The following is a 15,354-nucleotide window of genomic DNA, read 5'->3' on the forward strand; positions in this document are numbered from 1 at the left end:
AAATACCATGACTACACCTTATGTCCGTCTCGACAAAAATAATGCCGCTGTTCTACTGGTCGATCATCAGACTGGATTGCTGTCTCTGGTTCGGGATATTGATCCCGACAAATTCAAAAACAACGTACTGGCGTTGGCCAATCTGGCCAAGTATTTCAATCTGCCCACCATCCTGACCACCAGTTTCGAGGCGGGTCCCAACGGGCCACTGGTGCCAGAGTTGAAGGAAATCTTCCCCGATGCGCCGTATATCGCCCGCCCCGGCCAGATCAATGCCTGGGACAATGAAGATTTCGTCAAAGCAGTCAAGGCCACGGGTAAAAAGCAACTGATCATCGCTGGCGTGGTGACGGAAGTTTGCGTAGCCTTCCCCGCGCTGTCGGCGCTGGAAGAAGGTTTCGAAGTGTTTGTGGTAACCGATGCCTCAGGCACCTTCAACGAAATCACCCGACATTCCGCATGGGATCGTATGTCGGCGGCGGGCGCCCAGTTGATGACCTGGTTCGGTGCAGCCTGCGAACTGCATCGCGACTGGCGTAACGACATCGACGGTTTGGGTGCACTATTCTCCAATCACATTCCCGACTACCGTAACTTGATCTCGAGCTACACCACACTGAAGAACACGAAGTAATCTTTCCTGCTCTAAAATGTCGGGCGAAACGGCATCTGTGACCGGCAAAATGGAAAGGATGGGGATACTTTTTAAAACGCTTATGCAATGCCCATAAAATACCTCCGGCAAAGCCGGAGGCTTGTAAATGTGAACCGCTCAAAACGGGTTAAAAATGTGCCACCTGAAGCGTGGCGGCGTTCTACTCCCATCTGACTGGAATAACTGGGGTCAGAAATAACTGGGGTCAGAGTAAGATTAAAATGGCAGGATTTAATCTTACTCTGACCCAGTTATTTCGGCCTGAACGAAAACACCAATGGCCTGATCAGGCAGTACTTTACCAAAGGTAGCAGTTTCGCAAACATAACGGATGAGGACATTGTAGCGGTCATGGAAAAACTCAATCATCGCCCCCGAAAAACGCTCAATTATAAAACACCCCATGAAGTCTTTTTTGCTGATACGTTGCTAAAAGCCGCAGATAACTAGGATTGCACTTCGGAGTTGAATCCGCCTTTCTATTTCTTTTTTGTTACAGAATAACTGGGGTCAGAGTAAGCTTAAATCCTGCCATTTTAAGCTTACTCTGACCCCAGTTATTGAACTCCGACAAGTTGACCATCAAACACGATAATTTTCATAGTGATAATTCTAAGCGCAAGATTTTGATGATCTTGAACATGAACAAGATTGTCCAGCATGTCTGGATGGCAATCCGGGCGGAAAATACCGAAAAATTGGCCGCCGTCTTCGATAAAGAACACCCCATACGTTCAACCGCCCATGTGAGGACGTGGTACACCAGCAAGCCGTGTGAAGGCTTAAAAAAATCCCATATTAGCCATTGTGTTTATGACAGCACTTGGGAAGCCAGCGAAGCCTATTTTTTAGAAAAATCAGATTCGGTGCAATCGTTTGTCAAAAATGACCATTTAGGTTTTGTGATTTTTTATAACTACAAGAGTGTCATTAGAAAGTATTATCCTGATTTTATTATCCGTTTGGTCAATGGCGATTATTTGGTGCTGGAAGTAAAAGGCCAAGATGATCAAAGAAATCAAACCAAGCGGGAGTTTTTAAACGAATGGGTGAATGCGGTCAATGAGCATGGCGGTTTTCGGCGTTGGCATTGGGCGGTTTCGTTTTCGCCTTCGGATTTGGAGCAGAAGATAACGGGGTGTTTGGCTTCTTAAAGGGGTTATGCTATTTTTTGAAACGGTATAACCGCCGCACCTTGCTTCAAATTTTCCAAGTAATCTGCCCAGGATTGCATCATGCGCCGCCTTTCGTCCAAATATTGCGTCCGGTGATTGCTTACGGAATAGTTGGACGCTAAAAACAGTATCAAGAGATTTTTGTTTGAGTCCGTCTTGGAGTCAAAAAACATGTTTTTTGACTCCACATAATCAATGGCTTAACAACCACCAAGATAGTAGAATCCCGCTTCTTCGTATCTTAAAATAGCGTCCAACTATTCCGTCAGCGTTGCGTTTTTTGGCGTAAAGTATTCCGTAAGCAATCAGTCCGGTTGTACGCCGCCTGCACCTGATCGCGTGGCGCGTGGGCTAGTTGGCGCTCAATGGCGTCGGGACTCTAGCCCTGTCCATTGAGTAGCGTCGATGCGGTGGTTCTGAATCCATGCGCCGTCATCAGGTCCGAATTATAGCCAAGCGATTTAAGCGCCGTGCGGATGGTGTTATCGAACATGGGCCTCCCATCGCCACGGCTGGATGGGAACACATATTGACCTCCGCCGGTAAGAGGGCAGATCGCTTCCGGTATCGCAATGGCTTGCGTGGGTAGAGCGGTTTTGTTGGTATCGGCCTTGCCTTGGAGTCCGATACCAACAAATATACCAACAAGTTGTTGGTATTTGATGATACTTGTTGGCACGTCTTAAGACAATAAAAAACCCGCTAAGCCTTACAGCTTGCGGGTTCTGACACCGTATGATACGGCTTGGTTTTACGATTTGGTACGATGGCCGGATTTGAATCGCACCCAACCTATTGAATTTTAATTTATAAATAACAGTTAAAGTAAAAAAGACATAAATAAGGACATAAATTTAGTTTTTACCTCCTATTTTTGGCAAAATCACCGCAATGCTTGCCGGATTTCAGGCACAAAAAAACCGCTGTTACGCGGCTCGTTTGTTAAATTCCCTCACGCCTAATCTGTTTCAGGCAGTCGTTTTGTTCCTGTAACAGCTTCGCTATATCCTTAATCAACAAGCGGACACCGCCCTTATAGGCGTTCCGTGACGTTATCGCCTTGCCTTCGGGTGTCCGCGCCCCTGTCGAACTGTTCCACGGCTGCCATTGCCGAATTTTCTCCGCTTGCCGCTCCCGTTGTTCCGGTGTCCAGTGCCTCGCTGCCATAGTGTGCCTCTAATAGTTCGTTTGGTGGTATTTTACAATTTCCCGTGTGCGTGGCGGGTGTGCCATTGTTGATTTGCTGGTGTCCGTTTGAAATGTTGGCTTGCTTGGCATAGATGACAGGCGGGTTTTTTATCGCCGCCAAGGTCTCCAGCGTTGCCCTGCATTGGCTTTGGGCTTTCAGTGCCAAGCGTAAATCCAGTTCGAACTGCTTTAACGATTTCATGTTACTCGCCCGCCGTGCCAACTGGTTGAACAGTTCATCAAGGGTGTACGCTTGTGCGGTTATTGGCCTGTTCCCGCATAAATAGCCGCTGGTTGTGTTGGGTAATTTCGGTGTTCCAGTTAAGTGCGCCCATTACCACTCCCCGCCGTATTCCAGCAACCGCATACAATCGAACGCATCATGAGCAAATCCATCGTTCAGCACATCGCCGCCGTGACTATAAACCCGCTCCACGCCATCCTTGCAATCGCGCATGATTACCGCGCCGGGGGCTTTGGATGAGCTGCCCGGCCTGATAAACCTATCGGGTGACACCTGTTTGTAACCGTTGCGGGTAAGCACATCAGCCACCACAAAAGCTTGGTTAAACTCTTTTATAGGGTTACGGTAGCCTGTCAAATTTTCGCCTTTTAACGGCTTGCATGGTGAGATTTTGGGCGGTTCAGCTATGCCTAGGGCAGAATCAAAGCATGGTTTCCATGCCTCCCAGTGTTGCAACATATCCAGCAAAACCGCTGGCGCGTTGGGTATCGCCGCCGGATTGCCGATAAGCTGATAATCGCCGCCTTCGGGGTGTCGTCCTAAAATCACGTCTTGGCAATTGCCACAACGCAATTCAAAGATTACCGCGCCGTTGTGTTTAAATTTCCTCAAATTTGCATGTTTAAAACCTTCGGGCAATTTAAAAAGCAATTTCCCACGGTTTGCCTTGGGGCTTTTGATTTCAAGGCGTTCAGGGCTTTTTAACCAGTCTGCTAGGTGTTGGTCGGTCAGCTCTTCAAAAACTTGACGCGCCAGTTCCATATCATCCAAATCAAGGGCAAGGGTATTGCTTGCTCCGTGATACAGGCCAAAATTAAAGCCGTCACAGCCGATAAAATCAGCGGCATTGTTGCTGTAGCCGTTGGGGTTGTTTGCGCTTCTTGGTTTGTTCCAATTGCTGGCGCGTGGGGCTTTGGTGGGTTTGCCGTCAATCGGTGCAATCGGCACTAACGACAAACCCGCCGCGCATGACGCGGCAAGTCTGCTGTCCATAATTACCCCTTTGCCAATAAGACATATTGGGCAATTTTTTTCCGCCCGACCATAACCTTGTATGTCACAATATTATGCCCCTGCGCCTTTAGCTCAAAAATACGGGCGGCAATGGACATTACAAAAAGCTCTTGCCGTGCTTCAAGGGTTGTCAGCGGATTTTTTAGCAACCATTCCAAAACTTTTTGGCATTGCGTTTTGCTGTTAAAATAAGGGCTTGAATCATTGCCGCTTGCCACGTTCGCCGCGTGGTGGGTGGTTTTTTTTTTGCATATTAACCCCCGATAGACTCAATCAGGGCGCGGATGTCTTCGGTTTTCCAAGCAACCGAACGCGGCCCAAGCTTTAGCGGCTTAGGGTATTTGCCGGATTTTACGCCGTTTAAGAAGGTTGTCCGCCCAACTGGAATAAGGGCAGGGATGGGCGGGTTAGCTTTGGGGTTGCCGATGATTTGCGCGAGCCGCAATAAGGCCAGTTCGCTTAGGTGGCGGGGTTGGGGGTTGGATTGTTTGGTCATTCTTAAAACCTCGATAATCGTTAATGAATTTTCGAGGCTAGTTTGCCAATCAAGTCATCGGCATTGGCCGAACTCGGTTATGACTTAACCGAATCGGTTATGATCCGCGCCAGTATTGGGTTTACGGCTCTATCAGGTCTTTTGCTTCGCATAAATATTTGCGTATGGTGTCGTCATTGATGCTAATGCCTTTAGTTTGCAACTTTGCACTTATCCCATTTTTACTACCGCTGGCAGAGTTTCGGGTGGCGTTTGGGTCATATCCATAAGCATCCATAGCCATGCCAATAATGAGCTTTAGCATGGTTTGGCGTTCGGTTTCAGTTATTTCATTTTTCTTTACCACTCCTTTATTCTTTAGCTTTTCCACGTCCTGTTCAGAAACAAATAAAGTAATTTTTTTTATAGGAATGGGAGGCTTATTTACTAAGTAGTAATAATTAACAATATCGCCATCTGTCGATAATAAAACGCTCAAATGTGCGTCGCCCTTACTTGTATGGTATTCCTCAATGGTAAACGCGGGTATCTTACAGATGTGTGGAACGCATTCACTTTTTTTTGCTTCTTCGGGATAATCCGCATAAGGGATTTCTTCAATTACATTGCCGTAATCGTCTTCGAGTAGATGATAAGAAAGCCAAGGGTTTATATATAAATTACCTTTATATTTTATATGCCCAATATTGCCGTTACCTTCGATGTTGTCCAGCCACTTAAGCTCTTTTGAAAACCCATAGTCGTAGTCATTTTCTATTTGGTAGTCCTGCAATCGGAATGATTTGTAAAAAGTCAAGCCTACCGATTTATTGGGTCGAATGCCCGTACTTCAAGGCGTACAGTCATCGCAATATTTTATTGACAAATCTATTATCATTCCGATTGCAGGACTACCTTCTATTTTTATAGCCCAGGCTTTTAAATTTTTCACATAAAAATCAATTTTTTTCTCAGCACCTAAGCTAATCAAATGCTCTTTTGTGTAGCCAGTGGCCTTTTCTGCCATAGCTAACGAGTAATGCTCTGGTTCTATCATAAAACACCCCGTTAAAGTGTACCGTTACGATAAGGATTAACCGGAAGCGGGGTAACGATTCCCGCTTGTCGCCCCGTCGGGTTATCCGGTTAAATTCGGTTTTGCAGTTATCCTGCTTTTTTAAACGCAATCACTTGCGCCCCGCTCTTCAATCCGTCCAGATAATCCGCCCATGATTGCATCATTTTATGGCGTTCTGGTAGGTGCGCCGTTCTGTTGTATGCTCGCCCGTTCGGGTCTCTCACGGCATGGGCTAATTGATGCTCGATAAAGTCAGGGCGAAAGCCTAGCACTTCATCCAGTACGGTTCGAGCTAATGCCCGAAAGCCGTGTACGGTCATTTCTTCTTTACTGATACCCATACGCCTTAAGGCCGCCAATAAAGCCATATCAGACATTGGGCGCGAACCGTTTGGCGTTCTGGCACTTGGAAAAACATATCGCCCGTTTCCAGTCAATGGCTTGAGTTCTTGCAGGATGTTAATGCTTTGGACAGATAACGGGACAATGTGATCTGTATCGGTTTTTGTGACCAGATACCGCCACTCTTTGGCCTCAAAGTCGATGTGTTCCCATTCGGCTTGTCTTAGTTCGCCCGGCCTAACAAACACCAAAGGGGCAAGCTGTAACGCGGATTTGACGACAAACGAACCGCAATAACCATCAATGGCGCGTAACAATTCGGCGGCTTGTTTGGGTTTTGTGACGGCTGAAAAATGCCCGCTTTTTACCGTTTTTAAAGAGCCGCGTAAATCGGGGGTTATGTCTCGTTCCGTGCGTCCCGTAGCTATGGCATAACGGAACACTTGTCCACAAACTTGAAGGGCGCGGTGTGCGGTTTCAATGGCGTTTCGGGCTTCAATACGCCGTAATGCCGCCAATAGTTCGGGGGCTTTTAGGTCGGTTATGGGCTTGCTGCCAATGTAAGGAAATAAATCACGCTCGAACAATCCGGTTACGCGCTTTTTATGGTCTGTTGATTTATCGCCCATTTTATTTTCGTACCATTCGCGGGCGATCACTTCAAAGCTGTTTGCCGCGCTTTCGGCTTTGGATGATTTAACAGCTTTGCGGTTTTCGCTTGGGTTAATCCCGTTGGCTATCTGTTTACGAATACTGTCCCGTTGCTCTCTGGCTTGTTGCAAGCTAACCTCAGGGTATGTTCCCAATGACAACAAACAATCCTTTCCATCGAAGCGGTATTTAATGCGCCACCATTTTGCCCAACTATCCTTTAATGGCTTAAGAAGTAGATGAAGCCCTTTATCGTCAAACAGGGTAAAAGCCTTGCCTGTCGCGGCTTTGTCGTGTTTGTGGGCGTTCTTGCAAGCGGTGTCTGATAGCGGCATTGGTATAACTCGTTTCGGGTATCAAGCTGTTATACCAAATGTTATACCTGTTTAGGTGTGAATGTAAATGTATTTTGTTGCATTTCTCTGGACAATAAAAAACCCGCTAAGCCAGACAACTTGCGGGTTTTTGTATTTCGTTGGATGCCGTTGCATCGGTATTTGGCGTCCCAAGGCGGATTCGAACCGCCGGCCTGTCCCTTAGGAGGGGACCGCTCTATCCTGCTGAGCTATCGGGACAAATATCCTAAACGGGGTATCAATGTGATAATTTTACCATGAAAAATGTGCAAAATTACCACTATTGATAGGTTTGTTTAACTGGTGGCTACGGATAAATGACTTTAGGTTTGAAGTAGGCGGCAGGATATTTAGGGTCGAATTTATCTTCCGCTGCCTCGATCAAGTCCTTATCTGCATAAATGACTTTGGGTTGAAAATTGGCGGCTGGGTATTTGGCGTCGAATTCGGGTCCAGCATCAGCAACGGCGGTTGGGACGATGTCTTTATCCAAATAAATGACGGTTGGTTCAAAATTGGCGGCGGGGTATTTGGCGTCGGTGGCGGCTGGGGCTAGGACTGGATTCAGGGCGGTCACAGCAAAAGCAAAGCCTAACAGAATGTTGTTCTTCATAGTTAATTTGTCTCCACATGTAATAAATTAAATCCAGCAGGGGGTTTTCTTCAGCAAAACTGGATAACTTTGAAGTATCGAATATTTTGTCTGAATGCGCAACCGTTTTTGCTGGTTAAATACGATTGCACAAGCTTATAAAAGGGAGTTGATGTCAGGGTATCCAGCTTTAAGTCGTTGTCTGAAAGCTTCAATCGCCGTTTCATTATTACGTTCAGAACGAGCAACCGGCACGGAAATTTCGCGAACGACCCGCATCGGGGACGCCGATAAAAACACCAGTTTATCCGCCAAGGCGATGGCCTCACGCAAATCGTGGGTGACGAACAAGACGCTGTGCGGACGCTGTTGCCAGAGTTGCATGAGCAATTCGCGCACTTGTCTGGCGGTCGGTGCATCTAGCGAGACGAACGGTTCGTCCATCAGCAGCACATCGGGGTTTACGGCGAAAGCGCGGATGATCGCGACACGGCGGCTCATGCCCAATGAGAGCCGTTCGGGATACACTTGTTGGACGCCTGTCAATTGCATGGCTTCGAGCAGGTCGTCAATCATGCTGGCTGGTGTTTGTTTGTCCAGCACCAGTTCAATATTCTCGCGGACGGTGCGCCACGGCAGCAAACGTGGGTTTTGGAAGACGTAGCCAATTTTGGGGTGTGTAGAGTGCCCGGCGACGATTTCACCGTCGTAATTTTTATCCAGTCCCGCCAGGATGTTCAGCAATGTGGTTTTACCGCACCCAGATGGGCCGACCAGACAAACGAACTCCCCTGCCTTCAACGTCAATGAAAAATCAGCAATCGCCGGCTTGGCAAATGACCGTCCTGCCGCCGGATAGGTTTTGCAGTTGATACGGATTTTCATCGCCGCCATCGGTGTGCGGAATTATCGAGTGGTTTTAATATCAGTATTTCAATGACTTGTATCACGGCGACAAAAGCGATGGTATAGGCAAGTATGCTGGCGACGTCAAATAACTGGAAAAACAGGTGTAACTGGTAACCCATGCCATTGCTGCGGCCTAGCAATTCAACGACGAGGATGATTTTCCAAATGATCGCCAAACCTGAACGGGTCGCCGCCATGACAAACGGATGCAATTGCGGCCATATCACATGGCGCAGCATTTTACGTTTGCTGAAACCATAGCACCGCGCCATGTCCAGCAAATCTTGGTCTAAAGCGCGGGCCCCTTCCCTGACGGTGACGATGACATTGGGCAATTTGTTGATGACCACCGCCAATATCGCCGCCGATTCCACCAAACCCAGCCAGACGTAGCAAAGAATAATCGTCACCAGCGCGGGGACGTTGAGAAAAATCACCAGCCAATTGTCAAAAAACGCATTCAGCCTTTTGTTACGCCCCAACACAATGCCAATGGCGGAACCCATCAGCATGGCGATGGTGAAACTCGCCGCCAATCTAAGCAAGGTCATGCCCAGATGGTAAGGAAGTTGCCCTGAACCGATAGCTTGCCACATAACCAACGCGACGGAGTACGGAGTAGGCAAGACGTGGCTGTTGACGGACACAGCCACCCCTTCCCAAATGGCGATCAAGGCCAACAAAGACAGGATAGGCAATAGTTTTTGTAATGCAGTCAATCGCTTACTGAACCCAAAAAGTGCCGGCATCCAACGTTTCGGCAGAGCCGGTAAGCTGGTCTTTGCTTAACTGGCGCAATAACTGGTAAATACTGGCGGCGGCTTGTTGTTCTTTTTCACCCCATTGGCTAACTGTCCCCTCACAATAATGCTGGCGTAAGGCGGCTGGGCTTGTTGCGTCTTCGGTTTGGGTCAACGGCAAAATCTCATGCCATGCTTTATCGGAAGTGCAAAGTTGGTTTTTTGCTTGCGAGGTGGCGGCCAAGAAATGCTTAAGCGCCTGTTTGTGTGCATCCGCCCAAGATTGTTTGAACACATAACCTAATGCCGGTGCATTTTCAGTGATGCCCAAACCTTTTAATATGCCCTTGCCGTCGATGATTTGACGGTAGCCCTGGGCTTCCAACTTGGCGGCAAAATTCCAATACGTCAGTAAGGCATCCACGCGCTTTTGCAGGATTTGTTCGTTAAGCAACGGCGGCGCACCCATAGTTTTTTCTACTGATGCGTTTAAATCCAGATGCTCATGTTGCGCCAAGGCTTGTAGCAATAACCAGTTTTTATCCAGTTCGCCTCCGGCAATGCCCAAGCGTTTGCCGACCAAATCCTTGACGTTGTGAATGGGGCTGTCTTTAGGCACCATCAATGCACCCGACGTGCTTGAGTAGGGATAAAAAGTAAAATCCGCGCCCGTAGAGCGTAATCTGGATACCCATAGCCAATCGGAAACAATCACATCCACGGCACCGGATTGTAAAGCCACTTTCCCCGCTTCAGGATTGGCAAGTTTTTGGATTGCCAATTCAAAATCGGCATCTGGATTTTCAGGTAGGGCCGCCAATTCCCACGCTACGGTACCCGTGGCTTGTACGCCGATGCGGATAGTGGTTTTTTCGATGGCAAAAATACTGTTCGAGACCAGCAAAAGAGCAAAAATAAAGCTATTAAATTTCATAAAAGTAATCCGCTTGCAGGGTTAATCTGATTATTTTAACGTGTCTGTCATGAAGCGTGTGAGAATGTGCTTGGCGAATGTCCAGGGAAATATATCTGATTAATCCATGTCACTAATCCATGTCACTAATCAATGCCATCATATCCGAAACCGACATTTTGCCGCTGACCTCGCCACCTTCCAGCAGGCTGTTCGCCAAATCGCGTTTATGCTTGTGCAAATCGACGATCTTGTCTTCGATGGTGTCTTTGGCGACCAGGCGGTAAATGGTCACCGGGCGTTTTTGGCCCATACGGTGGGCGCGGTCTGATGCCTGGTCCTCCACCGCCGGGTTCCACCACGGATCCATGTGGATGACATAATCGGCGGCGGTCAAGTTCAAACCGGTGCCGCCCGCTTTCAGGCTGATCAAAAACAAATCGCCATCACCGGCTTGGAACGCATTCATGGCTTTTTTACGCTGCGGCACAGGCGTCGAACCATCCAGGTAATGATAGCTGATGCCTTTTTTATCCAGCAATTCGCGGATCAAGTCCAAGTGCCCGACAAACTGGCTGAACACCAGGGCCTTATGGCGGTTGTCCAGCAGTTCATCGACCAGCTCTTCAAAGGCTTGCAGCTTGGAACTTTTGATGGGTGACTCTTCCATCACCAGACGCGGGTTGCAGCAGGCGCGGCGCAGTTTCATGATTTCCGCCAGCACTTTCAATTGCTGGCTGCCGGGTTCTTCGGCGGCATCGCTGATGGATTTTAAGGCGCTGCGCCGCAAGGCTTCGTACATCGCACGTTCGTCCGCGCTCAATTCGATATGCAGCGTCACTTCGGTGCGTGGCGGCAATTCGGTCAGGACATCGTTTTTCAGCCTGCGCAAGATAAACGGGCGCAACAGCTTTTTCAGGCGTTGCTGCACGGCGTGGTCTTGCTGGTTTTCTATGGCGTTGGCATAGCGTTCGTTAAAACGGCTTAAGGAACCCAGCAAACCAGGGTTGATGAAATTGAACAAATTCCACAGTTCGCCCAAGTGGTTTTCTATCGGCGTACCCGTGGTGATGAGTTTGAAATCGGCTTGTAAGGTCATCGCCGCTTTGGAACGTTTGGTCAGGGCATTTTTAATCGCCTGGGCTTCGTCGGCGACCAAGGTATGCCAGTGGACTTGGGCCAGGCGTCCGGCTTCGGTTTGCAACAAACCATAACTGCAAATGACCAAATCAAACTCACCGACGTTATCAAGCATGGCCTGGCGGTCACCGTAACCGAAATGTTGCACATTCAGGGTCGGGGCAAAACGCTGGGCCTCTTCCAGCCAGTTGATGCACACCGACGTCGGCGCCAAAATCAGCGTCGGGCCTGCGGGCGCGCGGGACAGGATTAACGCCAGGGCCTGCACGGTCTTACCCAAACCCATATCATCAGCCAGACACGCGCCCGCGCCCCAATGCGCCAAACGCGACATCCACTGGAAACCTTCACGTTGGTAATCACGCAATTCGCCTTGTAGCGTTGACGGGACTTGCGGGTTCAAATCACTAATTTTGTTTAAGTAATTTAGCTGGTCTTTCCAAGGTTTGCTGGCAGTCAGGCTCATGCCTTCGGTGATGTTATCCAGTGCCTGCACCGCCAGGGGATGGAAGCGGATTTTGTCGTCCTGCATTTCGCCCAAACCGGCCAAATCATCCAGGCGTTGACGCAGTTCGCGGGTCAGCGCGATGATCTGCCCGTCTTCAAGTTTGAGAAAACGGCTGGATGAACCGCCCAATAAGTGCATCAGACGCTGCATATTAAAAATCTGGTCGTCATCCACGACCAAATCGCCATCGACGCTAAACCAGTCTTTTTCTTTACGCACCGAAAAATAGGCTTGCGACAAACCCGCTTCCCGGCTCAATTTGATTTTTTTGCCTTTCGGCCATTCCAGCACGGCAAAATCGCCTAAATCCTGAAAATGTAGCAGGGCTTCCAAGGCAATTTCAGGATCGTCCAGAAACCACTTGAAGTCCCGGTCTTTATAAAGCTCAGGGCATTCGGCAAGCAATTGCATGACATAAGCATTTTCCTGCCCGAAATCGCGGGTGGTTTGATATTGCTGGCCGTCGATGTCCGCCAATACCGTCGCCCCACCGTTGCCGGGTTTGTACAAGGGCCCGCCATTGGCAAATGGCTGGACGAAAACTTCGATTTGGATGCCCTGGCCCATGGGCTGCAAATGGATATGCAAGCGGCTATCGACCGGTGCTTCGATGGCATTGGAAGTGCCGCCTATATCCGATTGCACGGTCAGCATCGACGCTATCGACGCTATCGAATCGATCACTTGCTGGCGGGCGGACGCCGGCACCACCAAACCGTCTTTTCCGAGAATTTCGGCGACCTGGCGGTGCTGGTCGTTGATCACATACAAGATCAGGCCATGATTGGCGGTTTTCTGGGCGATGACCCGTTGCCGGTTGATTTCCGGTACCAAAAACATCCGCAGATTGGGAAGCTCTTCTTTCACCAGCAATTGCGGTTCGGCGATGCTGATGTCCACCGGTTTGCCTGATTGTTCCTGTCCCGCCCAGTAAACATGCGGGTGTCCGGCAGTGGCGAGTAACCCGTCGATGGACAATTCATAAACTTCTTTCGCATAATAGCCGTAATAATCGCTTTCCTTATTAATGGCAATTTTGGTGCAAATTTTGCGGTCTTGCTCAGTCAAATAATCGTAGTCCGCAAGATCATGGTAAAGCTTTTTCAACGCGACCGGACGGCCTTTGCTCCATTGTCCGTTTTTGCCAAGACGCTGCTCCTTGGGCACTAAAACGACACTATCGGCTTCCAGGCTGATGCTCCAGATCAAACGCAATTCTGGTTGCGGCTGGGTAGCGGCAAGCGGTTGCCCGCTTAATTGCGTCAAGGCGGTCAACGCCCTTTCCCATAACGATGCTTTGGGCAACAAATCCAGGATTGGGCCAAACGGTGTGTCAATATAATGCAGGGCAAGTTGCTGGCATTCGGCATTTTTATAATCCAGGCGTTGCAAAAGCAAGGCACCGACCGCCGCATACCACAAATAACCCGATTTGTGGGCTTCTGGACAATATTTGGCCAGTTGCTCAATGACAAAATTCAAGCGGATATTTTTACCTGCTGCGCCAAAATCAACCAACCAATAAAAAATCAATGCCTGGAATAAATATTCATAAGGATAACGCGGACTTTTAAATTGCCGGATAAATTCTTCGATTCCCACTTTGGCCTGATAAACATCCACGGCGCGGTCCAGGAGCGCGTTCGCCTCATAAAATGCGTCATAACCTTTTTTCAGCGTCATCGGCAAATGCTGTTTTTTAAGATAGGCCAAATTCTCGCCCGTCCTTGAGCGTAGCAAAGCCAGACTGAAAAAATAGCCGTGCAAACCATAAAGCGTGATGTTGCGTTTGCTGGTTTCTTTTTTTAATTGCTTAAGCGCGGCGTTAAACAAATTGATGGCTTCGTCATTATGATTCTGCAAAAAACAGATGGTCGCGCGTATTTTCAAGCCTTCGCTTGAAGGATCATCAGCCAGCCAGGACTTTGCATCCTGAAAATTGCCCCGCAACAGGCGTTGCTCTATCAGGGTATGGGCAATTTCAGGAAAGGCAGGTTTGCCGCCACCAAATAACTGTTCCAGTAACTGGTAAGCTTTGTTTACATCGGTGAAACTTTTATAGTCGGTCACCACCAAATATTTAAGTGCGCCATATTGAATCTGTACTGGCAAACCGGTAAACCAAGCCCCATCAAAATCGGTGAAAAAGACGCGGTTGATATGTTCGGCAAAGTATTCGGGGTAACTGGAATGCAGGCGGTCGATGTTAGCCAAGCAGGCGGTGACACTGCCTTGGTATAGAAACAGGCGCAATTGCTTGACAATATGGCAGGCGATCACCCGATGCGAAGGATAGTAACCCGTATCGGCTATCAGCAAAGGCGCCAGTTTTTTAAACCAAGGCTGGTCAACTGCGCTACGCATCAGGGCTTCGCTAATTGCGGGATGGCATGACCAACCGTCGTTATTGGCGATGATCAATTTACTTTTATGTAATCTTTCTTTCAATTGTTTATCGACCAAACGCACCGTTTTGGCGTCAAAGCTGGCCGATTTGGATAATAAATTCTGAAAATTGGCTTGACTGACAGGGGCATAAATGACCGACAAAGCCATGACAATATCTTTTTCGGCAGGAGGGAGAGTATTAAAAATTGCGGGTAAATTAGTCATTTCTGAATGTCGAAGAATTTATTTGGGCCTGGCTTGCATTTATTTCGAAAATGCTAAAAACAACACTCAATGTATTGATTTTACGATGATAAGTATTTGAATAATTTTACAGTTAATATCTGGACATTCACTCGCCAGCTATCTATCATGCCACCCAGTAGCAGGTTTATAGTGCTGCCAATGTCAATTAAAATAATTTAACCAGTAGTTCAATGAGGAGTTTTTTTATGCTAGAAAAACAACAAAATGCACCGATGTTCAGAGCATTGGACCAAAACAGCCAATTGCTCAGTTTAACTGATTATGCGGGGGAAAAGAACATTGTCCTGTATTTTTATCCTAAAGACGATACGCCTGGCTGCACGATTGAAGCCAACCAATTTACCCAACTCGCTGATGAGTTCGCCAAGCTGGACACCGTAGTGATTGGAGTCAGCAAAGACACCAGCGAATGCCATACGGATTTCATTAAAAAATACGATTTAAAAGTGCAATTATTGGCGGATACGTCTGGCGAAATGTGTCAAAACTATGGCGTTTGGCGTGAGCGGGAAAAAGAAGGCGTTAAAAGCATGGCTATTTTCCGCTCCACTTTTATCATTGATAAAGACGGCGTTTTGGCCGATGTCATCTATGGCGTCACACCAGAAGGCCATGCCCAAGCCGTGTTGGAAAAAATCAAAAACCTGGGCAAATCTGAAGAACCCGCCCCTGAGGCAGAATAATGGCATTGTTGCCAAACAATTTAAGGTGGCAGTTAA

16 protein-coding genes, 1 tRNA gene and 1 pseudogene are annotated in these 15,354 nt (G+C 48.1%); 4 read left to right on the top strand and 14 right to left on the bottom strand.

Going from position 1 to position 15,354, the window contains the following annotated elements:
• Positions 1-7 precede the first annotated feature (7 nt).
• From ycaC to PHH59_RS10900, 3 genes and pseudogenes are all read left to right on the top strand, one after another.
• Positions 8-634, top strand: coding sequence for an isochorismate family cysteine hydrolase YcaC (ycaC, locus tag PHH59_RS10890; protein WP_300015855.1), 627 nt, complete (start codon positions 8-10; stop codon positions 632-634).
• A 285-nt stretch (positions 635-919) separates the two neighbouring features.
• Positions 920-1,105 (top strand): annotated as a pseudogene (locus PHH59_RS10895) (IS30 family transposase); the annotation flags it as partial.
• Positions 1,106-1,296: 191 nt separating this feature from the next.
• The gene (locus PHH59_RS10900; RefSeq protein ID WP_300015605.1) at positions 1,297-1,809 is read left to right on the top strand and encodes a hypothetical protein; all 513 of its coding nucleotides are present in this window, start codon (positions 1,297-1,299) and stop codon (positions 1,807-1,809) included.
• Positions 1,810-2,209: 400 nt separating this feature from the next.
• Here the strand turns inward: PHH59_RS10900 and PHH59_RS10905 are convergent, their stop codons facing one another.
• The 14 genes from PHH59_RS10905 to PHH59_RS10970 form a co-directional block, all read right to left on the bottom strand.
• Complete coding sequence (locus tag PHH59_RS10905; RefSeq protein ID WP_300015608.1) at positions 2,210-2,509, bottom strand: hypothetical protein; 300 nt, start codon at positions 2,507-2,509, stop codon at positions 2,210-2,212.
• A 354-nt stretch (positions 2,510-2,863) separates the two neighbouring features.
• Complete coding sequence (locus PHH59_RS10910) at positions 2,864-3,220, bottom strand: hypothetical protein (RefSeq protein ID WP_300015611.1); 357 nt, start codon at positions 3,218-3,220, stop codon at positions 2,864-2,866.
• Between the two features lie 132 nt (positions 3,221-3,352).
• On the bottom strand, positions 3,353-4,255 hold the full coding sequence (locus PHH59_RS10915) for a bifunctional DNA primase/polymerase (protein WP_300015614.1): 903 nt from the start codon (positions 4,253-4,255) through the stop codon (positions 3,353-3,355).
• Between the two features lie 2 nt (positions 4,256-4,257).
• A complete protein-coding gene (locus PHH59_RS10920; protein ID WP_300015617.1) occupies positions 4,258-4,494 on the bottom strand; it encodes a helix-turn-helix domain-containing protein in 237 nt (78 codons plus the stop codon).
• A 35-nt stretch (positions 4,495-4,529) separates the two neighbouring features.
• Entirely contained in the window at positions 4,530-4,772 is a 243-nt protein-coding gene (locus tag PHH59_RS10925; protein ID WP_300015620.1) for an AlpA family phage regulatory protein, read from the bottom strand.
• A 121-nt stretch (positions 4,773-4,893) separates the two neighbouring features.
• The gene (locus PHH59_RS10930; RefSeq protein WP_300015624.1) at positions 4,894-5,544 is read right to left on the bottom strand and encodes a hypothetical protein; all 651 of its coding nucleotides are present in this window, start codon (positions 5,542-5,544) and stop codon (positions 4,894-4,896) included.
• A gap of 57 nt (positions 5,545-5,601) precedes the next feature.
• A complete protein-coding gene (locus PHH59_RS10935) occupies positions 5,602-5,808 on the bottom strand; it encodes a hypothetical protein (protein WP_300015627.1) in 207 nt (68 codons plus the stop codon).
• A gap of 107 nt (positions 5,809-5,915) precedes the next feature.
• Positions 5,916-7,157: an integrase arm-type DNA-binding domain-containing protein gene (locus PHH59_RS10940; RefSeq protein WP_300015630.1), complete on the bottom strand. Its 1,242-nt coding sequence runs from the start codon at positions 7,155-7,157 to the stop codon at positions 5,916-5,918.
• A 163-nt stretch (positions 7,158-7,320) separates the two neighbouring features.
• Positions 7,321-7,397 (bottom strand) — tRNA-Arg (locus tag PHH59_RS10945).
• Between the two features lie 88 nt (positions 7,398-7,485).
• Entirely contained in the window at positions 7,486-7,791 is a 306-nt protein-coding gene (locus PHH59_RS10950) for a hypothetical protein (RefSeq protein WP_300015633.1), read from the bottom strand.
• A 135-nt stretch (positions 7,792-7,926) separates the two neighbouring features.
• The gene (locus PHH59_RS10955) at positions 7,927-8,664 is read right to left on the bottom strand and encodes an ATP-binding cassette domain-containing protein (protein ID WP_300015636.1); all 738 of its coding nucleotides are present in this window, start codon (positions 8,662-8,664) and stop codon (positions 7,927-7,929) included.
• Positions 8,652-9,398 (bottom strand): ABC transporter permease, encoded by a 747-nt coding sequence (locus PHH59_RS10960; protein ID WP_300015639.1) that lies wholly within the window; start codon positions 9,396-9,398, stop codon positions 8,652-8,654. The genes PHH59_RS10955 and PHH59_RS10960 overlap by 13 nt, the downstream gene beginning before the upstream one ends.
• A gap of 4 nt (positions 9,399-9,402) precedes the next feature.
• Positions 9,403-10,353 (bottom strand): ABC transporter substrate-binding protein, encoded by a 951-nt coding sequence (locus PHH59_RS10965; RefSeq protein ID WP_300015642.1) that lies wholly within the window; start codon positions 10,351-10,353, stop codon positions 9,403-9,405.
• 112 nt (positions 10,354-10,465) lie between these two features.
• The gene (locus PHH59_RS10970) at positions 10,466-14,593 is read right to left on the bottom strand and encodes a DEAD/DEAH box helicase (protein ID WP_300015645.1); all 4,128 of its coding nucleotides are present in this window, start codon (positions 14,591-14,593) and stop codon (positions 10,466-10,468) included.
• Between the two features lie 227 nt (positions 14,594-14,820).
• On the opposite strand from PHH59_RS10970, the gene PHH59_RS10975 reads away from it, so the two are divergent.
• Positions 14,821-15,318 (top strand): peroxiredoxin, encoded by a 498-nt coding sequence (locus tag PHH59_RS10975; protein ID WP_300015648.1) that lies wholly within the window; start codon positions 14,821-14,823, stop codon positions 15,316-15,318.
• Positions 15,319-15,354 lie beyond the last annotated feature (36 nt).

Origin of the sequence: Methylovulum sp. (genome assembly GCF_028687615.1) — a bacterium.
In the GTDB taxonomy this organism is placed as follows: Bacteria; Pseudomonadota; Gammaproteobacteria; order Methylococcales; family Methylomonadaceae; genus Methylovulum.